Source organism: Thiocapsa sp., from assembly GCF_035467215.1.
In the GTDB taxonomy this organism is placed as follows: domain Bacteria; phylum Pseudomonadota; class Gammaproteobacteria; order Chromatiales; family Chromatiaceae; genus Thiocapsa.
On the sequence record NZ_DATITZ010000104.1, the window covers coordinates 19,949 to 41,761 of the forward strand.

21 protein-coding genes are annotated in these 21,813 nt (G+C 65.0%); all 21 read left to right on the top strand.

Annotated elements, in window-relative coordinates; translation table 11 throughout:
• Nucleotides 1–38 precede the first annotated feature (38 nt).
• The gene (locus tag VLR48_RS05920; RefSeq protein WP_414718582.1) at nucleotides 39–1,403 is read left to right on the top strand and encodes an N-acetylmuramoyl-L-alanine amidase; all 1,365 of its coding nucleotides are present in this window, start codon (nucleotides 39–41) and stop codon (nucleotides 1,401–1,403) included.
• A gap of 166 nt (nucleotides 1,404–1,569) precedes the next feature.
• Nucleotides 1,570–3,411 carry a DNA mismatch repair endonuclease MutL gene (mutL, locus tag VLR48_RS05925; RefSeq protein WP_325290892.1) on the top strand — a complete coding sequence of 614 codons (1,842 nt, stop codon included), beginning with the start codon at nucleotides 1,570–1,572 and terminating at the stop codon, nucleotides 3,409–3,411.
• Nucleotides 3,412–3,516: 105 nt separating this feature from the next.
• Nucleotides 3,517–4,440, top strand: a complete 924-nt coding sequence (gene miaA / locus VLR48_RS05930; RefSeq protein ID WP_325290908.1) for a tRNA (adenosine(37)-N6)-dimethylallyltransferase MiaA — start codon at nucleotides 3,517–3,519, stop codon at nucleotides 4,438–4,440.
• 487 nt (nucleotides 4,441–4,927) lie between these two features.
• On the top strand, nucleotides 4,928–5,179 hold the full coding sequence (hfq, locus tag VLR48_RS05935) for an RNA chaperone Hfq (protein ID WP_007194652.1): 252 nt from the start codon (nucleotides 4,928–4,930) through the stop codon (nucleotides 5,177–5,179).
• A gap of 59 nt (nucleotides 5,180–5,238) precedes the next feature.
• Nucleotides 5,239–6,525, top strand: coding sequence for a ribosome rescue GTPase HflX (gene hflX / locus VLR48_RS05940; protein ID WP_325290893.1), 1,287 nt, complete (start codon nucleotides 5,239–5,241; stop codon nucleotides 6,523–6,525).
• Between the two features lie 374 nt (nucleotides 6,526–6,899).
• On the top strand, nucleotides 6,900–8,072 hold the full coding sequence (hflK, locus tag VLR48_RS05945) for an FtsH protease activity modulator HflK (RefSeq protein WP_325290894.1): 1,173 nt from the start codon (nucleotides 6,900–6,902) through the stop codon (nucleotides 8,070–8,072).
• Complete coding sequence (gene hflC / locus VLR48_RS05950; protein WP_325290895.1) at nucleotides 8,072–8,941, top strand: protease modulator HflC; 870 nt, start codon at nucleotides 8,072–8,074, stop codon at nucleotides 8,939–8,941. The genes hflK and hflC overlap by 1 nt, the downstream gene beginning before the upstream one ends.
• Nucleotides 8,942–9,180: 239 nt before the next feature.
• Nucleotides 9,181–9,363: a DUF2065 domain-containing protein gene (locus VLR48_RS05955; RefSeq protein ID WP_325290909.1), complete on the top strand. Its 183-nt coding sequence runs from the start codon at nucleotides 9,181–9,183 to the stop codon at nucleotides 9,361–9,363.
• A 55-nt stretch (nucleotides 9,364–9,418) separates the two neighbouring features.
• Nucleotides 9,419–10,603: an ATP phosphoribosyltransferase regulatory subunit gene (locus VLR48_RS05960; RefSeq protein ID WP_325290896.1), complete on the top strand. Its 1,185-nt coding sequence runs from the start codon at nucleotides 9,419–9,421 to the stop codon at nucleotides 10,601–10,603.
• A gap of 10 nt (nucleotides 10,604–10,613) precedes the next feature.
• Nucleotides 10,614–11,909 (top strand): adenylosuccinate synthase, encoded by a 1,296-nt coding sequence (locus VLR48_RS05965; protein WP_325290897.1) that lies wholly within the window; start codon nucleotides 10,614–10,616, stop codon nucleotides 11,907–11,909.
• Between the two features lie 15 nt (nucleotides 11,910–11,924).
• Complete coding sequence (locus VLR48_RS05970; RefSeq protein WP_325290898.1) at nucleotides 11,925–12,185, top strand: OadG family protein; 261 nt, start codon at nucleotides 11,925–11,927, stop codon at nucleotides 12,183–12,185.
• A 183-nt stretch (nucleotides 12,186–12,368) separates the two neighbouring features.
• Nucleotides 12,369–14,156: a sodium-extruding oxaloacetate decarboxylase subunit alpha gene (oadA, locus tag VLR48_RS05975; protein WP_325290899.1), complete on the top strand. Its 1,788-nt coding sequence runs from the start codon at nucleotides 12,369–12,371 to the stop codon at nucleotides 14,154–14,156.
• A 5-nt stretch (nucleotides 14,157–14,161) separates the two neighbouring features.
• Nucleotides 14,162–15,295, top strand: coding sequence for a sodium ion-translocating decarboxylase subunit beta (locus VLR48_RS05980; protein ID WP_325290900.1), 1,134 nt, complete (start codon nucleotides 14,162–14,164; stop codon nucleotides 15,293–15,295).
• A gap of 129 nt (nucleotides 15,296–15,424) precedes the next feature.
• Nucleotides 15,425–16,030, top strand: a complete 606-nt coding sequence (locus tag VLR48_RS05985; protein ID WP_325290901.1) for a YceD family protein — start codon at nucleotides 15,425–15,427, stop codon at nucleotides 16,028–16,030.
• A 148-nt stretch (nucleotides 16,031–16,178) separates the two neighbouring features.
• Nucleotides 16,179–16,355 carry a 50S ribosomal protein L32 gene (gene rpmF / locus VLR48_RS05990; protein WP_007194663.1) on the top strand — a complete coding sequence of 59 codons (177 nt, stop codon included), beginning with the start codon at nucleotides 16,179–16,181 and terminating at the stop codon, nucleotides 16,353–16,355.
• Between the two features lie 62 nt (nucleotides 16,356–16,417).
• Nucleotides 16,418–17,446 carry a phosphate acyltransferase PlsX gene (plsX, locus tag VLR48_RS05995; protein ID WP_325290902.1) on the top strand — a complete coding sequence of 343 codons (1,029 nt, stop codon included), beginning with the start codon at nucleotides 16,418–16,420 and terminating at the stop codon, nucleotides 17,444–17,446.
• Nucleotides 17,446–18,402, top strand: a complete 957-nt coding sequence (locus tag VLR48_RS06000; protein ID WP_325290903.1) for a beta-ketoacyl-ACP synthase III — start codon at nucleotides 17,446–17,448, stop codon at nucleotides 18,400–18,402. The genes plsX and VLR48_RS06000 overlap by 1 nt, the downstream gene beginning before the upstream one ends.
• 47 nt (nucleotides 18,403–18,449) lie before the next feature.
• Nucleotides 18,450–19,400: an ACP S-malonyltransferase gene (gene fabD, locus VLR48_RS06005; protein ID WP_325290904.1), complete on the top strand. Its 951-nt coding sequence runs from the start codon at nucleotides 18,450–18,452 to the stop codon at nucleotides 19,398–19,400.
• The gene (gene fabG, locus VLR48_RS06010) at nucleotides 19,387–20,127 is read left to right on the top strand and encodes a 3-oxoacyl-ACP reductase FabG (RefSeq protein ID WP_325290905.1); all 741 of its coding nucleotides are present in this window, start codon (nucleotides 19,387–19,389) and stop codon (nucleotides 20,125–20,127) included. Before fabD ends, fabG begins: the two co-directional genes overlap by 14 nt.
• Before the next feature lie 153 nt (nucleotides 20,128–20,280).
• Nucleotides 20,281–20,517, top strand: coding sequence for an acyl carrier protein (acpP, locus tag VLR48_RS06015; protein ID WP_007194668.1), 237 nt, complete (start codon nucleotides 20,281–20,283; stop codon nucleotides 20,515–20,517).
• A gap of 115 nt (nucleotides 20,518–20,632) precedes the next feature.
• Nucleotides 20,633–21,813: beta-ketoacyl-ACP synthase II (fabF, locus tag VLR48_RS06020; RefSeq protein WP_325290906.1), on the top strand; the 1,181-nt coding region annotated here is incomplete at its 3' end.

Here is a 21,813-nt window from a genome sequence, read left to right on the forward strand (position 1 = left end):
CGATCGATTGGATCGGAAGCAACCGGAAGGCCCTGCTCGTGAATAGGCTGATCTCGCCGCTTCTTCTTCTCCTGCTTGCGGTTTCCGCGCAGTGCGTCTGCGCGGAGCAGGCATCGGTGCAAGGTACGCGGGTCTGGACCGATCCGGGAAAGACCCGGTTGGTCTTCGAGACCTCCTCGGCGATCACGCACCGGGTCTTCCCGCTCGACGAGCCCGATCGTCTCGTCATCGACCTCGACGATGCCGTCATGCAGAGCAATCTGCCGAAGGTCGACCTCGGCGACCCCGTCCTGGTCGGCTTGCGCGGCGGCGTGCGCGGCGGATCGCACCTGCGTATCGTCCTGGATCTCAAGCAACCGGTGCGCGCGAAGAGCTTTGCGCTGAGCCCGAACGAGCGCTACGGACATCGGCTTGTCATCGATTTGACACCGAGAGACGGTTCGAGCGTCCGGCGTGTCGCGCTTCCCTCGTTCCCGAATTCGGCCGTTCGCAAAGGGGGCAAGCGGGCCGGTCGCGGTCCTGCAGTCATTGTCGCCATCGACGCCGGTCACGGCGGCGAGGATCCAGGGGCGATCGGTTCCGGCGGGACCTTGGAGAAGGATGTCACCCTCGCGATCGCGCGCGAGCTCGCCAAGCTGGTCGACCGCGAGCCGGGCCTCGAGGCGTTGATGATCCGTGACGGGGATTACTATGTCGGACTCCAGGAACGCATTGCGATCGCGCGCGAGCGTCGTGCCGACCTCTTCGTGTCGATCCACGCCGATGCCTTCTCCAGCGCGAACGCCAAGGGCTCCTCGGTCTACACCCTGTCTTACGGCGGGGCGAGCAGCGAGGCGGCGAAGTGGCTGGCGAGTCGCGAGAACAGCGCGGATCTGATCGGCGGTGTGGATCTCTCGACCGGGGACGATCTTCTGGCCAACGTGCTCATGGACATGACGCAGAACGCGACCATCGAGCACAGTACCGAGGCCGCGGCCATGGTCCTGGCCAATCTCGGTCGATTGGGCGTGGTTCATCGCGGCGACGTCCAGCGTGCCGGGTTCGCCGTTCTCAAGGCGCCGGACGTGCCCTCGATCCTGGTCGAGACCGCCTTCATCAGCAACCCCGACGAAGAGAAGCGCCTGCGCGACCGGGGCCACCAGCGGGAGCTCGCCGATGCGATCTTGGCCGGCGTGCTGGGATACTTCCGCAAGTACCCGCCTCACGGGATGCTCGTCGATGCCTCCCCGCAGGGCGGCAGCGGAGGCGGGGGGGCGCGCGAATACGTCATCGGTCCGGGCGATACACTCTCCGGGATCGCCAAGCAGCACAGCGTGAGCATCTCAGCCCTGCGGGCCCGCAACGGCCTGAACGACGACATGATCCGGGTCGGGCAGGTGTTGGCGATTCCGGAGGATTCGTGAGGGGGCTATAGCCTTCAGCGATCAGCTGCCGGGTAGGGTGGACGAGCGAGAGCGCAGTCCACCCAACACCGCGCCGGCGCTGGTGGACTGCGCTCTCGCTTGTTCACCCTACTGCAGGAAGAGCCTAGCCCTTGCTCGCACCCCGCGCTTCTGTTCCCATCCGCGCATGTCCAGACCGATCCGCATCCTCTCCAGCCATCTCGTCAATCAGATCGCCGCGGGCGAGGTCGTCGAGCGCCCCGCATCTGTCGCCAAAGAGCTGATCGAGAACAGTCTCGACGCCGGGTGCACCCGTGTGGAGATCGACGTGGAGCGCGGCGGCATCAAGCGGTTGCGCGTGCGCGACGACGGGCGCGGCATTCCGCCGGACGAGGTGGTGCTGGCGCTTTCGCGTCATGCCACCAGCAAGGTCGCCGATCTGAGCGATCTGGAGGCGGTCTCGACCCTGGGGTTCCGCGGCGAGGCATTGCCGAGCATCGCCTCGGTGAGTCGGCTGCGTCTGATCTCGCGCAGCCGCGACGATCCGACGGCCCTCGAGGTCACGGTCGGCAGCGATGGGGTCTTGGAAGAGCCGCGTCCGGCGGCCCATCCGCCGGGGACCAGCGTGGATGTGCAGGATCTCTTCTACAACACCCCGGCACGCCGCAAGTTTTTGCGTACCGAGAAGACCGAGCTCGGCCATCTGGAGCAGGTCGTCCGGCGCATCGCCCTGGCACGGCCGGACATCGCCTTTCAGCTGCGCCACAACGGCAAAACGCTCTACGACCTCTCGGCTGCGGTCGACGCTGCGGGGCGGCGCGCCCGTCTGGAGATCTTGCTCGGAGGCGCGTTCGCCGAGCAAGCCTTGACCCTGGACGAGGAGGCCGTGGATCTTCGGCTGTGGGGTTGGGTGGTGCGCCCTGCGTTCTCCCGCAGTCAGGCCGATCAGCAGTTCTTCTACGTCAACGGCCGCATGGTGCGCGACAAGCTGGTGAGTCACGCGGTGCGTCAGGCCTTCAGCGATCTGCTCCATCACGGGCGGCATCCCGCCTATCTCTTGTTCCTGGAGCTGCCCGCCCGGACGGTTGACTGCAACGTCCATCCGTCCAAGCACGAGGTGCGTTTCCGGGAAGGTCGGCAGGTTCACGACTTCATCTTTCGGGTGCTTCAGCGGCGTCTCTCGGCTGGGTTGCTCGGCGAGCCGCAACCGGCGACCGAGCTCGCGAGCGCGTTTATGCCGGGTCGGGAGCCGTTTGCCGAGGACGAGACGGTGGTCCGTCTCGGAGGCGTTTCGGGGCCTACGCTGCATCTGCCGCTGGGCGTCGGCGACGCGCGCGGCGGTTACGCCGAGCGTCTGCGTGCCGATCTGGCGTTTCAGCAACCACCGCCTGCGGGGGGGCGGATCGACGGCGCGGCGGACGGCACAAGCCGCGAAGACGGCGAGGCGCACCCGCTCGGTTACGCCGTCGCACAGATCAACGGGGTCTATCTCCTGGCCCAAACCCCGGACGGCCTGATCATTGTCGATATCCACGCGGCCCACGAGCGGATCGGCTACGAGCGGCTGAAGAAGAGCTGGCGCTCGGGCGCCGTGATTCGCCAGCCGCTGCTGGTTCCGGTACCTGTCTCGGTGGCCCCGCGCGAGGCCGAGCTGATCGCATCCCGGGCCGATGACCTGGCCGCGCTGGGCCTGGTGATCGATCGCATCGACGCCGGCACCTTGGTGGTGCGCGAGGTCCCGGCCCTGCTGCGACAGGCCGATCACGAGGGTCTGGTACGCGATCTACTCTCGGATCTGGCCGTCCACGGCAGCAGCGCCCGACTCGACGAGGCCGTCAACGCGGTGCTTTCCACCATGGCCTGCCACGGCGCCGTGCGGGCCAATCGACGCCTGACCCTGGAGGAGATGAACGCATTGCTCCGCGACATGGAGCGTGTCGAGCGGATCGACCAATGCAATCACGGGCGTCCGACCTGGATCCGCGTGGGTTACGACGAGCTCGATCGTTGGTTCGCGCGTGGGCGCTGATCGAGTGACACCCGTTTGACCGACTCACCCGAAGGACCTGCCCCCGAAGCTGCTGCGGCGGAATCGAGCGACGCGTCCGGGCAGCGGCCTCTCGCCATCCTGCTCATGGGTCCCACCGCGTCCGGCAAGACCGACCTGGCCGTCGAGCTGGTGCAGCGGCTGCCGTGCGAGATCGTCAGTGTCGATTCGGCGATGGTGTATCGCGGCATGGACATCGGCACGGCCAAGCCGACACCCGCTGTGCTCGCCCGTGCGCCGCATCGCCTGATCGATATCCTGGAGCCCACCGAGGCCTACTCCACGGCGCGCTTTCGTGAAGATGCACTCGCGGCGATGGCGCAGATCAGCACGCAGGGCCGAATCCCGCTCCTGGTCGGCGGCACCATGCTCTATTTCAAGGCGCTGCAACAGGGTCTGGCGAGGCTGCCGAGCGCGGATCCGGTGCTCCGCCAAGCCTTGTCCGACGAGGCCGCCGTCATCGGCTGGTCCGCGATGCACGCGCGACTGGAGCGACTGGATCCGCAGGCGGCGGGCCGGATCCACCCCAACGATCCGCAGCGTATCCAGCGTGCGTTGGAGATTCATGCCCTGACGGGCCGCTCGATGAGCGCGCTGCTCGCGTCGGCAGGCGAGAGCGCCGATCTGCCGTATCGTCTCCTCAAGTTGGTGCGTGCCCCGGCGGATCGCGAAGTGCTGCGCGAGCGCATCGTCCGGCGCTTCCGCGCGATGCTGGAGCAGGGGTTGGTGGAGGAGGTCATGCGGTTGCGGGCGCGCGGCGATCTCGCCGCGGACCTGCCGTCGATGCGCTCGGTCGGGTATCGCCAGGTCTGGAGCTATCTCGAGGGCGCGCTCGATGCCGACGAGATGTGTCTGAAAGGCATCGTCGCCTCGAGACAACTCGCCAAGCGTCAGCTCACCTGGCTGCGTGCCGAGACGGCGACCCATTGGCTCGCCGACGACCCGGATCCGCTCGACGCGGCGCTGCGCCTGATCCGGAGGGCCCGGTCGACGACGCCTCACGCGTGCTGAGCCGCAACCCGGGCGAGTTGTCCCGGTACGATCGCATTGAGACCATTGAACGCATTGAACGCCCGGTCCGTTCAGGTGTGTCCTTGCCCGGCTGCGCGATTGCCCGACGATCTGGTATTCGCCTTAGATGCGTGGCACTCTATTTGCTGGCCTTTGCCTTCAGAGAAGTCCGTGTGTTGCGGCGATCACACCGATCCCCGTTGTTGTTTCGGCACCGATCGGACCGATGTGCCGTGCTATGGCGAAAACGCAGCGTTTCGACGACACTAAACCGCGTCTACGCCAAGGGTCGTGGATGCACCGAACGTCGAGTTCACTCGATAATGAGCATCTTGCTCCGGACGCGGTTTAAGCGAGGCTTTTTTCGGCGGGTATGCCTGTCCCGGCTGCTGTCCCGCCTGCTCCACCCCGGCTTGATTGGCAGCGATCACAGCCAGACCTTTTTGCCGGGCAACACTTGCCGACCACAACAATAAGGAGTCACTCCATGTCTAAAGGCCAAAGCCTCCAAGACCCTTTTTTGAACGCCCTGAGGAAGGAACGCGTCCCCGTCTCTATCTTTTTGGTCAACGGGATCAAATTGCAGGGCCAGATCGAGTCCTTCGATCAGTTCGTTGTGTTGTTGAAAAACAACGTCAGCCAGATGATTTACAAGCATGCGATATCGACCGTCGTGCCAGCGCGAAACGTCAAGCTCCCACCGGCGGAAGGGGCGCTGCCGGAGCCGGGCAACACATGAGCGGGAGACAGCCGTAATCGGCCCGCGCGCGGATCGTCGTCGCCGCGAAGGAGGCTGCCGTGTTTGAGCGTCCGAGCGCCGGCGAGCGCGCTGTTTTGGTGCACCTGGATATCGGCTCGACCGCGGAGCCCGACGAGCGCGAGGAGTTTCGGCGCCTGGCGGTTGCCGCGGGCGCGCAGATCGTCGGCACTTTGGGGGGCTCGCGCGCGTCACCCGATCCGAAGCTCTTTATCGGAACCGGCAAATGCGACGAGCTGATCGCGCTGGTCGCGGGCACGGGAGCGGAGTTGGTGATCTTCAATCATCCGCTCTCGCCCGGTCAGGAGCGCAATCTCGAGCGCCTGGTCAAATGCCGCGTCGTGGATCGCTCGGGCCTGATTCTCGACATCTTCGCGCAGCGTGCGCGCTCCTTCGAGGGCAAGCTGCAGGTCGAGCTTGCACAGCTCAAGCACATGTCGACCCGGCTGGTGCGCGGATGGACCCACTTGGAGCGCCAGAAGGGCGGCATCGGTCTACGCGGACCCGGTGAGACCCAGCTTGAGACCGACCGCCGACTGCTGTCCAAGCGGATGACCGTGCTCGATCGGCGCCTGGACCGCATCCAGGTGCAGCGTGCCCAGGGGCGCAAGGCACGCGACAAGGCCGAGCTGCCGGTGCTCTCGCTCGTGGGTTACACCAACGCGGGCAAGTCGACACTCTTCAACCGCTTGACCGAGGCGGGCGTCTTCCAGGCCGATCAGCTCTTCGCGACCCTAGATCCGACCTTGCGCCGCCTGACCCTTCCTGACGGCGGACGGGTGCTCGTGGCCGATACGGTCGGCTTCGTCGGCCGGCTCCCGCATGAGCTGGTGGCGGCATTCCGCTCGACCCTCGAAGAGACGCGCAGCGCCGCGCTGTTGCTGCACGTCGTGGAGGCATCGGCGCCGCATCGGGCGCGTCTCGCGGCCGACGTGGAGCAGGTGCTCGCCGAGATCGGCAGCGACGCGATCCCGCGCCTCGAGGTCTACAACAAGATCGATCTGCTCCCCGAGGAGTCGCCGCGCATCGAGCGGGATTCGGCCGGTTTGCCGAGCCGGGTGTGGATGTCCGCGCAGACAGGCGCCGGGGTCGATCTGCTCTTGCAGGCGATCTCCGAGTGGCTGGGACGCGATCGGATTCGCTGCTCGCTGGATCTCGAGCCGGACGAAGGGCGCCTGCGCGCTTGGCTGTTCGAGCATGCGCAGATCATCTCGGACGTGCCCAGACCGGCGGGTGGATGGTCGATGGATCTCATCATCGGGCGACCGGATCGGGAGCGTCTTGCGGCGAGGAACACGCGGTTTTCGGAGGACAAGGAGGGTGTTTGACAGAGGAATCGGCGCCGCCCGCGGCGTTCGTTTCGGCCTGCCCGATTGCCGTGAGCCGTTTGCCCTCGGCCGTCCCGTTCACCTAAAATCCAAGGCCTCGCCGATCGAGATCAACCTCGCCGGCTCCGACAGTCCTCGGAGCCGGCTCGGCGGAACCGCTCCAACACATGACGCAGACCGCACCGGGCGCGGTTTAGGTCGCATCTTTGCTTGATATCGTCGCGCTTCGTCGGCACTCTGGAGAGGTCATCCGAGGGCTCGAGCGTCAGGACCGCGCAGCGACCAGCGTGCGCACCCTTCTCGCAACCCGCACGGTTGGTGCGGGAGCGCCTCTCAACCCAACATAACAGTCGAATTCGACAGACGGAGAAGCTATGGCCTGGAACGAGCCAGGTGGCGGTAACAAAGACCCTTGGAGCGGCAAGGGCGGCGGCGAGCAGGGTCCTCCCGACCTCGATGAGGTCGTGCGAAAGCTCCAGGAGCGACTCGGCGGGCTGTTCGGGGGCAACAAGCCCTCCGGCGGCAGCGCATCCGGCGGTGGCGGCGGGTTTAATCTGCCGGGCGGGGATTTCAGCTCGCGCGCCATCGGAATCATCGTCGGGATCCTGCTGGTCATCTGGCTGGCGACCGGCATCTATATCGTCGAGCCCGCCGAACGGGGCGTCGTGACGCGCTTCGGTGCTTATGTCGACACCACCGGTCCGGGTCCTCACTGGCATGTTCCCTGGCCATTCGAGTCCGTCGTCAAGGTCAACGTCGACGAGATCTCCACCTTCAGCCACTCGGCCTCCATGCTGACGCAGGACGAGAACATCGTCGATGTCGAGCTCACCGTGCAATCACGCATCCAAGACGCGGGCGATTACCTATTCCAGGTGGCCGATCCGGATCAGACCTTGCGCGATGCGACCGTGACGGTCGTGCGCGTCACCGTCGGCGGAAGCAAGCTCGACTTCGTGATGACGGAAGGGCGCGGCGCGGTTGCCGTGACCATTCAAGAGCGGATTCAGGCCCTGATGGATCAATATCAGAGCGGCCTTCTAGTCACCTCCGTGAACATGCAGCCGGCCAAGCCGCCGGAGCAGGTCAAAGCGGCCTTCGACGACGCCATCAAGGCGCGCGAGGACAAGGAGCGGCTCGAGAATCAGGCCGAGGCCTACGCCAACGAGGTCCTTCCGCAGGCACGCGGCGAGGCCGCTCGGATCATCGCCGATGCTCGCGCCTATCGTGATCAGGTCATCGCCAGATCCGAAGGTGAAACGGCACGCTTCACAGCGATCCTGACCGAGTATCTGATGGCCCCGGAGGTCACGCGGCAGCGCCTTTACTTGGAAACGATGGAGCAGGTCTTGGGTGATACCAACAAGGTCATCATCGATGTGGAAGACGGCGGCGACAGTCTCCTCTACCTCCCGATCGACCAACTCATGAAGCAGCGGCCGGACACGTCGGCCCTCGTCAAGCCCGAGCCGTCGGCCCCCGCCGTTGCATCCGAATCGGTGGATCGCCCGCAGCGCTCGGTCGATCGTGATCGGAGGGTGCGCTAATGAACAAGCTGAAAACCTTCCTGCCGCTGGGCTTGGCCGGTCTCGTGATCGCGATTTACGCCTTCACGTTCGTCGTGCAGCAGTACGAGGTTGCGATCAAGCTGCGACTCGGTCAGATCGTCGGCGACGATTATCGTCCCGGCCTTCACTTCAAGGTCCCGGTCCTCAACAACATCAAGGTGTTCGATCGGAGAATCCAGACCTTGGATTCGCGTCCGGAACGCTTCCTGACGATCGAGAAGAAGGACGTGATCGTCGACTCCTACACCAAGTGGCGCATCTCCAACGCGGCGCAGTTCTTCCGCTCGACGGGCGGCAACATCGCGCGGACCTCCCGACTGCTGTCAGAACGGGTGAATACGAGCCTGCGCAACGAGTTCGGCAAACGTACGATCCAGGAGGTCGTCTCGGACGATCGTCTCGCCCTGATGGCCTTGTTGACCAAAGAGGTGAACGAGAACGCTCAGGATCTCGGGATCGAGGTCGTCGATGTCCGTGTGAAGCAGATCGACCTGCCGCCCGAGGTCAGCGAATCCGTCTACTCGCGGATGCGGGCCGAGCGTGAGCGAGTCGCCAGGGATCTTCGGGCGCAGGGTGGCGAAGCCGCCGAGCGGATCCGCGCCGATGCGGACCGTCAGAGGACCGTCATCGTCGCCGAAGCCTTTCGCGAGTCCGAAGAGACGCGAGGCGAGGGCGACGCGCGAGCATCGCAGATCTTCGCGAACGCCTTCAACCAGGATCGCGAGTTCTACGCCTTCTTCCGCAGTTTGAGCGCGTATCGATCGTCTCTCGGGCAGGAGCGGGACGTGATGGTGTTGGAGCCGGATTCGGATTTCTTCCGATTCTTCCGCGATCCGGCCGGGCAATGATCCCGGCCTCTCGGGTCTGACCGAACGTCTCGGCCTAACCAAACGCCTCGGTTTTCCGAGGCGTTTTCGTGTGGTCACCCGCAAAGGTTCGTGCGTACTCGCACGATGTCGATAGGAGCCCGGGCATCCGACAAGCGTTGGACAAATGCGGCGTCGTCTGAAAAGATGCCCGCCTTTGACCGATGCGCACGTCCGGGGTCCACTCGGATCCGAATCGGGTGTTTCGGAGTCACGTGTTGCTGCAAGATGTCTTGGTCGCGGTTGCGCTGGTGCTGGTCATCGAAGGCATTTGGCCTTTTCTGAGTCCGGACGGGTTTCGACGTGTTCTCCTGCTGATTGCCGCCGAGGACAAAGGCGCACTGCGGATTGCCGGCTTGGTCAGCATGCTGTCCGGCGTCGGCCTGCTGTATCTGGTCAACTAATGCCTCTTGCCCGAGGCGCATCGATCGCGACTGAATAACCGGGGCTACTGAACGCATGAACGAGGAACGCTGGCTGTTGCCGGCCGGGATCGACGAGGTGCTGCCTGCTCAGGCGCGGGTCATGGAGACGCTGCGCCGCGAGCTGTTGGATCTCTACGCGAGCTGGGGTTACGAGCTCGTCATCCCGCCTTTCATCGACTATCTGGAATCCCTTCTGACCGGCACCGGTCAAGATCTCGACCTTCAGACCTTCAAGCTGACCGACCAGCTCAGCGGGCGCCTGCTCGGGGTGCGTGCCGACATGACCCCGCAGGTCGCCCGGATCGATGCACACCATCTCAGACGCGACGCTCCGACGCGGCTGTGCTATCTCGGGACCGTTCTGCATACCCGCAGCGATGGTTTTGCAGGTACGCGCAGTCCGTTGCAGATCGGCGCCGAGATCTACGGACACTCCGGGATCGAGAGCGATACCGAGATCCTGCGGCTGATCATGTTGACCTTGCGGGCCGCCGGGATTCGGGAGAGTTATCTGGATCTGGGGCATGTCGGCATCTATCGAGGACTCGCCCGGCAGGCCGGTTTGTCGGCGGCCGGCGAGCACGCCCTGTTCGATGCGCTGCAGCGCAAGGCCGTGCCGGAGATCGAGGCACTGATCGCGGAGCTCGGCCTCGGCGGCGCACCGGCGCGCATGTTGTCCGCCTTGGCGGAGCTCAACGGGACCGATGCACTCGCGCGTGCCGAGACGCTGCTGCGCGAGGCCGACCGCCCGGTACGCGAGGCGGTCGACTACCTGCGCCGACTCGCCGACGAGCTCGGTCGCTGGCTCCCGGACGTTTCCATCCATTACGATCTGGCGGAGCTGCGCGGTTACCGGTATAAGACGGGTGCGGTTTTTGCCGCCTTCGTTCCCGGCTGGGGGCTGGAGATCGCGCGCGGCGGCCGTTACGACGACATCGGGCGGGTTTTCGGTCGCGCACGTCCCGCGGTCGGATTCAGTACGGATTTGAAAGAGCTGCTGCGCCACGGGCGAAGGTCCGATACGAGCGACGCGGCGATCTACGCGCCCTGGTCGAGCGCGCCGGCGTTGCAGGAGGCCGTCGATCGGCTCCGTGCCTCGGGACGGCGCGTGATCCATGCGCTCCCCGGGCTTGAGCAGGATCTGCGCGATCCGGGCTGCCGGCAGGTGCTGGTCGAACGTGACGGGCGTTGGGAACTAGACGATATCCTCGCGGAGTAGATGACTAAAGATGGGCAACAACGTCGTTGTAATCGGCACCCAATGGGGTGATGAAGGCAAAGGTAAGGTGGTGGACCTGCTGACCGACCGGGCTTCGGTCGTCGTGCGGTTTCAAGGGGGCCACAATGCCGGGCACACCTTGGTCATCGACGGTGTGAAGACCGTTCTGCATCTGGTCCCGTCCGGCGTGCTGCGCGACGGCGTGCGTTGCCTGATCGGCAACGGCGTGGTGCTCTCGCCCTCGGCGCTGCAGGAAGAGCTCGCCATGCTCGAAGCCTCCGGCGTGCCGGCGCGCGAGCGGCTGGGCATCAGTGCGGCCTGTCCGCTGATCCTGCCTTACCACATCGCGCTCGATCAGGCGCGCGAGCTTGCGCGCGGCGTGAAGGCGATCGGGACGACCGGCCGAGGCATCGGCCCTGCGTATGAAGACAAGACGGCGCGTCGCGGTATCCGCCTCGGCGAGCTTCTCGACATCGAGCATTTCAAGGAGCGCCTGCGCGAGGTCATGGAGTACCACAACTTCATGCTCGAGCATTACTTCAAGGTCACGCCGGTCGATTATGCCGCGGTCCTCGACGAGTACCTCGGTCATGCCGAGGTGCTGCGTCCCTTGGTGATGGATGTCCCGGGATATCTGCACAGCTGCCGTGCCGAAGGCAAAGACATCCTGTTCGAAGGCGCCCAAGGGGCCTTGCTCGACATCGACCACGGTACCTACCCCTACGTGACCTCGTCCACGACGACTGCCGGCGGGGCGTCGAGCGGCAGCGGCGTCGGACCGCGCGACCTGGATTACATCCTCGGGATCGTGAAGGCCTACACCACTCGGGTGGGCGCCGGTCCATTTCCGACCGAGCTGTTCGACGCGATCGGCGACCATCTCGGCAAGCGGGGCAACGAGTTCGGCGCGACCACCGGGCGCAAGCGCCGCTGCGGTTGGCTCGACATGGTCGCGCTCAAACGATCGCTCGCCATCAACAGCGTCACCGGCATCTGTATCACCAAGCTCGACGTGCTCGACGGTCTGGAGACCATCAAGATCTGTACGAGCTATGTCGTCGACGGCGAGGAGATCGAGACCCCGCCGGTCGGATCCGATGCGCTCGAGCGGTGCGAGCCGCGCTATATCGAGCTGCCGGGCTGGTCGGAGTCCACGGTCGGCACGACCTCGTACGATGCCCTGCCTGCGGCGGCGCGTGCCTATCTCGAGACCATCGAGCAGCTGGGCGGAGTCCCGATCGACCTCGTCTCCACGGGCCCGGACCGGATCGAGACCCTCGTCCGTCGCCACCCGTTCGACGTCTGAGGCCTGTCCGACGCGATGGATACTGCCGGAACAGCGCTTGTTGTCGAGGGGCTTTGGCTGATGGTCATCGGGATGTCCATCGTCTTTTCCTTTCTCGTGATGCTGGTCGGGGCCCTCACCCTGATGTCGAAGGCGGTCGCCCGCTGGGCCCCCGATGAACCGCTCCCGGCGGCGACGGCCGGCGGTCATGCGCTCGCGCGACCGCAGGATGACAAGCGTTTGATCGCGGTCATCGGCGCCGGGATCCAGGCACATCGCCGACGCCATCGCCCTTGACGTGCCGACCGAGCCGGGTCGTGCCGCAATCGCATCATTTCGCTCGTCTTTCGTATCGCGTCGACCTGTTGCCGGCCCGCCCGAGCGCGTTTTGCCTCGTGGTCGTGCCGGCAGCGAGCCGAGGCCGCATTCGGCGCACGCTCCGCCGACCGAGCATCACCCAAACCCGAGATCGAGTCCCGCATGAAGCCATCCAACCGACTTGCGATCACCGATGTCGTCCTGCGCGATGCCCACCAGTCGCTGCTCGCGACCCGTCTGCGTATCGAGGACATGCTCCCCATCGCGCCGAAGCTCGACGAGGTCGGCTATTGGTCGATCGAGAGCTGGGGCGGGGCGACCTTCGATGCCTGCATCCGTTATCTCGGCGAGGACCCCTGGGAGCGGCTGCGTCTTATCAAGGCCGCGATGCCGAAGACGCCGCAGCAGATGCTGCTGCGCGGGCAAAACCTGCTGGGCTACCGGCACTATGCCGACGACCTGGTCGAGACCTTCGTGGAGCGCGCCGCACTCAACGGGATCGATGTCTTCCGCATCTTCGATGCCATGAACGACGTGCGCAACCTCGAGACCTCGGTGAAGGCCGCCTTGGCGACCGGCAAGCACGCCCAAGGCACCATGTCCTATACGGTCAGCCCGGTACACGATCTGGACTACTGGGTCGATATGGGTCGCCGCCTCGAAGACATGGGTTGCCATTCGATCTGCATCAAGGACATGGCGGGTCTGCTCAAGCCCTATGTCGCCGAGACCCTGGTGACGCGGCTGAAGGAGACCTGCAGCGTCCCGATCGCCATGCAGAGCCATGCGACGACCGGAATGAGCACGAGCACCATCCTCAAGGCTGCGGAGGCGGGGATCGATATGGTCGATACCGCCATCTCATCGATGAGCATGACCTACGGTCATTCGCCGACCGAGTCGGTCGTCGCCATCCTCGAGGATACGGATCGCTCGACCGGATTGAATCTCTTCCTGCTCGAAGAGATCGCGGCCTATTTTCGCGAGGTCCGTAAGAAATATGCCAAGTTCGAGGGTGCGCTCAAGGGTGTGGACTCCCGCATCCTGGTGGCTCAGGTGCCCGGCGGCATGCTCACCAACATGGAGAGTCAACTGCGCGAGCAAGGGGCCACCGACCGGTTCGACGCGGTGCTTGCCGAGATCCCGCGCGTTCGCGAGGACCTCGGATTCCTGCCCTTGGTGACGCCGACATCACAGATCGTCGGCAGCCAGGCCGTGCTCAACGTCCTGATGGGCGAGCGCTACAAGAGCATCACCAACGAGACCGCCGGCGTCCTCAAGGGCGAGTACGGTGCGACCCCGGCCCCGGTCAACGTCGAGCTTCAACAGCGCGTCTTGGCCGCGGGCGAGGCGCCGATCACCTGTCGTCCGGCCGACAATCTGACGCCCGAGCTCGATGCGCTCGCCGCGGAGTTGCAACGCCTGGCCGAGGAGCGCTCCATCAGGTTAGCCTCGGATGTCGTGGATGATGTCCTGACCTATGCCTTGTTTCCCCAGGTCGGGCTCAAGTTCCTGGCGCATCGGGGGGATCCGAGTGTCTTCGAGCCACCGCCGTGGACCGAGTCGGTCGGTCAGACCGTCGTCGAGACCGCCCCGTCGGCGGTTGCGGTCACCGCCGTCGCCGAGCGCTATCGGGTGGAGGTCGACGGCCACAGCTACCACGTCGTGGTCTCCCCGGAGGGCGTGATCGAGCAGGTCGCCGGCGTGCCGAGCGTCGCTTTGCCGTCTCCCGTCGCCGGCCGGGGCGTGCCGGCCCCGCTTGCCGGGACCGTGGTGGCGGTCAAGGTCAAACCGGGGCAGGTCATCGCCTCCGGTGAGCTGATCATGCTGCTCGAGGCGATGAAGATGGAGACCGAGGTCCGCTCTCCGGAAGCCGGCACCGTGCTCGCCGTGTCGGTCAAGGAAGGCGACAGCCTCCAAGTCGGCCAGATTCTCCTGACCCTGGGCTGAGCGGCATGGAGGCGCTTCTCACCCTCTGGCAGTCCACGGGCATCGCCAACGTCACCTGGCGCGAGCTGCTCATGCTCCTGGTCGGGGTTGGACTCATTTATCTGGCGATCGCCAAGCGCTTCGAGCCGCTCCTGCTGCTGCCCATCGGCTTCGGCGCGATCCTCTCGAACATTCCGGTCGCCGGCATGGCCGGGCCGGACGGGATGATCGGGATGATCTATCACGTCGGGGTCGAGACCGGGATATTCCCCCTGCTCATCTTCCTCGGTGTCGGCGCCCTGACCGATTTCAGCGCACTCATCGCCAGGCCCTCGACGCTGCTCCTCGGCGCGGCTGCGCAGTTCGGGATCTTTGCGACCCTCATCGGTGCGCTCGCGCTGAACCTGCTGCCCGGATTCAACTTCAGTCTGGCCGATGCCGCCGCCATCGGCATCATCGGTGGGGCGGACGGGCCGACTGCCATCTTCCTGGCCTCGCGCCTCGCGCCGGATCTCCTCGGTGCGATCGCGGTCGCCGCCTATTCCTACATGGCGCTGGTCCCGATCATTCAGCCCCCGATCATGCGTGCCCTGACGACCAAGGCAGAGCGCGGTGTCGTCATGGAGCAGCTGCGCCCCGTCTCGCGTTTGGAGCGTATCCTCTTCCCCCTCGTCGTGCTCTTTCTCTGTGCCCTGTTGTTGCCCTCGGCAGCGCCGCTGATCGGGATGCTCACCTTGGGGAACCTCCTGCGTGAAAGCGGCGTCGTGGAGCGTCTCAGTCGGGCGGCTCAGAACGAGATCATCAACGTCGTCACCATCCTGCTGGGTTTGGCGATCGGCTCCAAACTCTCGGGCGAGCTCTTTCTCACGACGCAGACGCTTGGGATTCTGGTCCTCGGCGCCATTGCTTTCAGCATCGGGACAGCCGCAGGGGTCATCATGGGCAAGATCATGTGTCGTCTCAGCGGGGGAAAGGTGAACCCGTTGATCGGTGCGGCGGGTGTCTCGGCGGTTCCCATGGCTGCGCGGGTCGTGAACAAGGTCGGCCTTGCCGAGAATCATCACAATTTCCTGCTGATGCACGCCATGGGTCCGAACGTTGCGGGCGTCATCGGCTCGGCGGTCGCCGCCGGCGTCTTGCTCGCCCTCGTGGGCCCGTAGCGCTCGATTCGGCAGCCGGTCTTCCGCCTGTCGGGTCTGCGATCAGCGATGGCGCGTCAATGCCGGATCGCGCTCGGCACGCGGTTTAGGTTGACGCTGCGATCCGATATGCGCTACTTTTGCGCGCTTATGTCGGGCGCACCTCTTGATCTGATCGACCCCTGGCGTGCATGTCGCCGTGAGCAGACCTTCAACGGCGAGCTGTCGTTGAACGCGATGCCGCGGCTTGCCGCCGCCATGGACGGTCTCGAGCGCGCTACGCCGGAGTCCGGTTCGGCACTTGAGGGCACCGCGACCGTCGACGAGGCTAGCACCGTCGACGAGGCGAGCTACGAGCTTCTGTTCGCGCGCGATCGAAAGGGTCGGTGCGTCGTCACCGGGCGCGTGCGTGCGACCCTAAGGTTACGCTGCCAGCGCTGCCTCGACGAGGTCGAGGTTCCGGTCGATGCTCCGATTGCGCTGGCACTGATCCGCCGGGATGAAGACGCGCTCGACCTGCCCGAGGATCTCGATCCTTGGATGGTCGTCGATGAGCGGCTCAATCCGATGGATCTCGTCGAGGACGAGCTGCTGTTGGCGCTTCCCGCGATCCCGCGCCATCCTCTCGGGGGCTGCGCGGCGGGGCCGATCGAGGCTGGCGATGCGGTATCGACGGGAGAGGAGGCGGAGGGGTCGGATACGAAACGCCGGCCCTTCGAGGTTCTGGCGGCACTCAAACGACCGCCGCAGACCTGAGGCCCAAGCGTCCATTGGCATGGCCCAAAGGAATGCAAGGCTCGCACCGTGCGCGGATAACGGGTGCGGTGCCCGACACGATTGATGGATTGGACAACAGATTGCGCTCCCGCTCAAACGGCGGCCGAGCTTTATTCGGAGATCAAAGATGGCCGTTCAACAAAATCGAAAAACCCCGTCCAAGCGCGGCATGCGTCGCTCCCATGACGCACTGAGCAAGCCGACCTTGTCGGTGGACCCCACCAGCGGCGAGACACATCTTCGCCACCATGTGACGCCGGACGGGTTCTATCGCGGCCGTAAGGTTCTGGATCGCTCTGAGTGACCGCACGCGGTCGCCTTGGAGCTTTCAATCCAGCGCCGATCCGCAGCTCGAACGTTCTCGGGATGGGATCGCCCTCGACAATCGCGCTCGACGCCATGGGCGGTGACCATGGTCCGGGTGTCGTGGTGGCGGCCGCGCTGCGTTTTCTCGCGGCCTCCGAGCGGGTCGATCTGATCCTCGTCGGCGACGAGGCCAAGATCGCCGAGCATCTCGGCAACGCCGATCGGTCTCGACTGAAGATTCGCCCGACGACGCAAGAGGTCGGGATGGACGAGGCGCCTTCCAAGGCGTTGAGAGGGAAGAAGGATTCCTCGATGCGCGTGGCCATCGACCTGGTGAAGAGCGGCGACGCCGACGCCTGCGTCAGCGCCGGCAACACCGGTGCCTTGATGGCGACCGCGCGTTTCGTCCTCAAGACACTACCGAGTGTCGATCGCCCGGCGATCATCACCGCCGTGCCCTCCCTGCACGGGCATACCCACATGCTCGACCTGGGCGCGAACGTGGATTGCACGGCCGAGCATCTCTTTCAGTTCGCGGTGATGGGCAGTGAGTTGGTGACGGCCGTCGAAGGCGTCGCCGCGCCGCGCGTGGCGCTCCTGAACATCGGACAGGAAGAGATCAAGGGCAACGAGCAGGTCAAGCAGGCCAACGAGCTGCTGCTGCGCAGCGGCTTGAACTATGTCGGCTACATCGAGGGTGACGGGATCTTCCTCGACGACATCGACGTGGTCGTGGCCGACGGATTCGTCGGCAACGTGGCCCTTAAATGCAGCGAAGGGGTGGCCAAGTTCGTCCGGCATTCCTTGAGCACGCAGTTTAAGCGGACCTGGTTCAGTCGCCTGGCCGGGCTTGCCGCGATGCCGATTCTCAAGCAGTTTCGCCGCACGATGGACCCGCGCCGCTACAACGGTGCCAGTCTTCTCGGCCTGCGCGGGATCGTGATCAAGAGCCACGGCGGGGCGGACGAGATGGCGTTCGAGAACGCGATCCACATCGCCCTGAAAGAGATTCACGCGAACATCCCCAAGCGGATCGGCGAGCAAGTCGGCCGGCATCTCGACAGCGGACAATACAAGGCGATCGCCTGATGATTTACTCGCGCATCCTGGGGACCGGGAGCCACCTCCCGGCCCGGACGGTGACGAATGCCGATCTCGAGGCGATCGTCGATACCACGGCGACCTGGATCTTCGAGCGTACCGGCATCGAGAAGCGCCATGTGGTGTCCGAGGGCGAGACCTGTTGCGATCTCGCCGAGGTAGCCGCCCGCAGAGCACTCGATGCGGCCGGTCTCCAACCGTCCGACATCGATCTGATCATTGTCGCCACGACCACCCCGGATCAGTTCTTTCCGAGCACCGCCTGTCTTCTGCAGCAGCGTCTCGGCGTGCACGGTTGCCCGGCCTTCGATCTTCAGGCGGTCTGCACGGGTTTTGTCTACGCCGTCGGGGTTGCCGACAAGTTCATCCGAACCGGCTCCGCCAAACGGGCGCTGGTCGTCGGGGCAGAGACGCTGTCGCGCATTCTCAACTGGGAGGACCGCGGGACCTGCGTGCTCTTCGGAGACGGCGCAGGGGCGGTGGTCTTGGAGGCGTCGGACGAGCCGGGCATCATCTCCACGCATCTGCATGCCGACGGTGCCTACAAGGACCTGCTTCAGGTCCCGGGCGGCCTCGGCAACGGACACCCCGATGACCGTTTCATGGAGATGAAGGGCAACGAGGTCTTCCGCGTCGCCGTGACCACGCTCGGTCGCATCGTCGACGAGACCCTCGAGGCCGCCGGTCTGGCCAAGTCGGACATCGACTGGTTGATCCCGCACCAGGCGAATATCCGGATCATCCAGGCGACCGCGCGTAAGCTGGATCTGCCGATGGAGCGTGTCGTGGTCACGGTTGCCGAGCACGGCAACACCTCTGCCGCATCCATTCCGCTGGCCTTCGATCAAGCGGTGCGCGACGGGCGTATTCAGCGTGGCGAGCTCCTCCTGATGGAAGCCTTCGGCGGCGGTTTCACCTGGGGTTCCGTCTTGGTTCGTTACTGATTTGCTTTGTTGCTGATTGGTTCGTTGCCGGGTCCCTGTCGATACGGATGACACACATGATTGCCGCTTTTTTCCCCGGTCAAGGCTCCCAGTCGATCGGGATGCTCGACGCACTCGCCGAGTCCTATCCGGATGTGCGCAGGACCTTCGATGAAGCATCGGACGCCTTGGGTTTCGACCTTTGGCGTTTGGTCCACGAGGGTCCGAAAGAGGATCTCGATCTCACCCGGAACACCCAACCCGTCATGCTGAGCGCCGGTATTGCGGTCTGGCGCGCCTGGATGCAGGCCGGTGGGCCGCCCGCGAGCATGATGGCCGGTCACAGCCTGGGCGAGTATTCGGCCTTGGTGGCCGCCGGCGCGCTGAGCTTTGCCGACGGCGTGCGTTTGGCTGCCGAACGTGCGCGCTTTATGCAGGAGGCGGTTCCGGCCGGAGAGGGTGCGATGGCGGCCGTGCTGGGTCTGGGCGACGCCGAGGTCATTGCACTCTGCGCCGAGCAGGCGCAAGGCGCCGTGCTCGAGGCCGTCAATTTCAACTCGCCCGGCCAGGTTGTGATCGCAGGCGAGGCCGCTGCGGTGGACCGTGCGATCGGCGCGGCCAAGGGCGCCGGTGCGAGGCGAGCCCTGACCTTGCCGGTCAGCGTCCCCTCGCATTGTGCCCTGATGCGCCCCGCGGCGGATCGCCTCGCCGAGCGGTTGGCCACGATCGAGATCCGGGTCCCCGAGGTCGCGGTCCTGCACAACGCCAGTGTGCAGCGCGCGGCCGACAGCGCCGTGCTGCGCGATCAACTGGTCCGGCAGCTCTATCGCCCGGTGCGTTGGGTGGAGACGGTGCGTGCTGTCGCCGCCGAAGGCATTCGGATCGCGATCGAGTGTGGCCCGGGCAAGGTGCTGACCGGTCTGAACAAACGCATCGACGACAATCTGACGACACTGCCGGTCTTTGACCCGAAGTCACTCGAGACGGCAATGGAGGCGATAGACAATGCTGAAAGATGAAATCGCGCTCGTCTCGGGTGCCTCGAGGGGAATCGGTCGGGCCATCGCCATGGCGCTGGCCGAGCAGGGCGCCGCGGTTGCCGGTACGGCCACGACGGCGGCCGGTGCGCGCTCGATCGAGGAGGCGCTCAACGAGGCAGGTTACCGGGGCATCGGGATCGTGCTCGACGTCGCCGATCAAGCCTCTGTCGAGGCCGCCGTCGGAGAGATCACCGAGCGCCTCGGTGCGCCGGGGATTCTCGTGAACAACGCCGGAATTACACGCGACAACCTCCTGATGCGGATGAAGGACGAGGAGTGGGACTCGGTCATCGAGACCAATCTCAGCTCGCTCTACCGTGTCACCAAGGCCTGTCTGCGTTCGATGACGAAGGCGCGTAAAGGCCGGATCATCAACATCGCTTCGGTCGTCGGTTCCATGGGCAACGCCGGTCAGACCAACTATGCGGCTGCCAAGGCAGGCATGATGGGCTTCACTAAGGCGTTGGCACGCGAGGTCGGGTCCCGCGCGATCACGGTCAACTGCGTGGCCCCCGGGTTCATCGATACCGACATGACGCGCGCCTTGCCCGATGCGCAGCGCCAGGCGTTGATCGGAGGCATCCCGCTGGGCAGGCTTGGGCAGCCCGAGGAGATCGCCGGCGCCGTGGTCTTTTTGGCGTCTCCTGCAGCGGCCTACATCACCGGCGAGACCCTACACGTGAACGGCGGCATGCACATGGCATGAAAGTCGTTGTCGTCGATATGATTAAGATCAGCTAAATCAGATCCTTGTGCTTTTTCCCGAGAGCTGATGCAGCTTTCATCGGCCGTCGATTGTCACTAGAATACCGCCTGGTCCAGCGAGGGCCACCTTTATTCATCCGGAGGAATCAGTCCCATGAGCAGCGTTGAAGATCGAGTCCGCAAAATCGTTGTCGAGCAACTTGGCGTCAAGGAAGAGGAAGTGACCTCGGAGGCGTCCTTCGTCGACGATCTGGGCGCGGACTCACTCGACACGGTTGAGTTGGTCATGGCCCTCGAAGAAGAGTTCGAAACCGAGATCCCGGACGAGGATGCGGAGAAGATCACCACCGTCCAACAGGCCATCAACTACATCAACCAGCACCAAGCCTAGGCAGGTGTCCGGCACCCGGGTCGGGTGCTCCGAGGCTCGAGGGCCGTCGGCCGCAGCTGGATGCCGGTGCGGCGGCGAGCGTCGAATAGCGCGTTTCGAACGAAAGGGGTAGGCAATGTCAGGCAGAAGGGTCGTGGTCACCGGTTTGGGCCTCGTGGCGCCGGTTGGTTTGGACGTCAAGTCCTCCTGGGACAACATCCTCGCCGGCAAAAGCGGGATCAAACCCATCACCCATTTCGATATCGAGCCATTCAGCACTCGCTTCGGCGGCCCGATCTACGGCTTCGAGATCAGCGACTACATCTCTGAGAAAGAAGCCAAAAAGATGGATAAGTTTATCCATTACGGCATGGCTGCCGGATGTCAGGCGATCGCCGACGCCGGGCTCGAGATCGATGACTCCAACTGTCGCCGCATCGGCGTGGCGATCGGGTCGGGGATCGGCGGGATCACGGGCATCGAGAACAACTACGAGGCCTACCGGACCAAGGGGCCGCGTCGGATCTCGCCCTTCTTCGTGCCCGCCAATATCATCAACATGGTTGCCGGCAACCTCTCGATCAAGTTCGGGCTAAAAGGGCCGAACTACTCCATCGTCTCCGCCTGCAGCACGGCGACCCACAACATCGGCGAGGCGGCGATCATGATCCGCCACGGCTATGTGGACGTGATGATCGCGGGCGGCGCCGAGATGGCGACCTCGCCGGTCGGCCTAGGCGGCTTTGCCGCGGCCCGTGCGCTCTCCACCCGCAACGATGCACCGGAGGCGGCGAGTCGTCCCTTTGATCGCGATCGTGACGGCTTCGTCCTCAGCGACGGTGCGGGTGTCGTCGTGCTCGAGGAGTACGAGCGCGCCAAGGCGCGCGGTGCGACCATCTATGCCGAGCTGGTCGGTGTGGGCATGAACTCCGATGCCTATCACATGACCGCCCCGTCGGAGAACGGCGAAGGCGCCTGCGACTGCATGCTGCTCGCACTCGCGGATGCCGGTCTCGACAAGGAGCAGGTGCACTACATCAACGCGCACGGCACCTCGACGCCCGCCGGCGATGCGGCCGAGACCATGGCGATCAAACGCGCGTTCGGTCAACGCGCCTACGAGATCCCGGTGAGCTCGACCAAATCCATGACCGGCCACATGCTGGGCGCTGCCGGCGGGGCGGAGGCGATCTTCACCATCCTCGCCCTCCGCGATCAGACCGCACCGCCGACCATCAATTACGAGACGCCGGATCCGGACTGCGATCTCGATTACGTCCCCAATACCGCTCGAGAGATGCGCATCGATGTCGCACT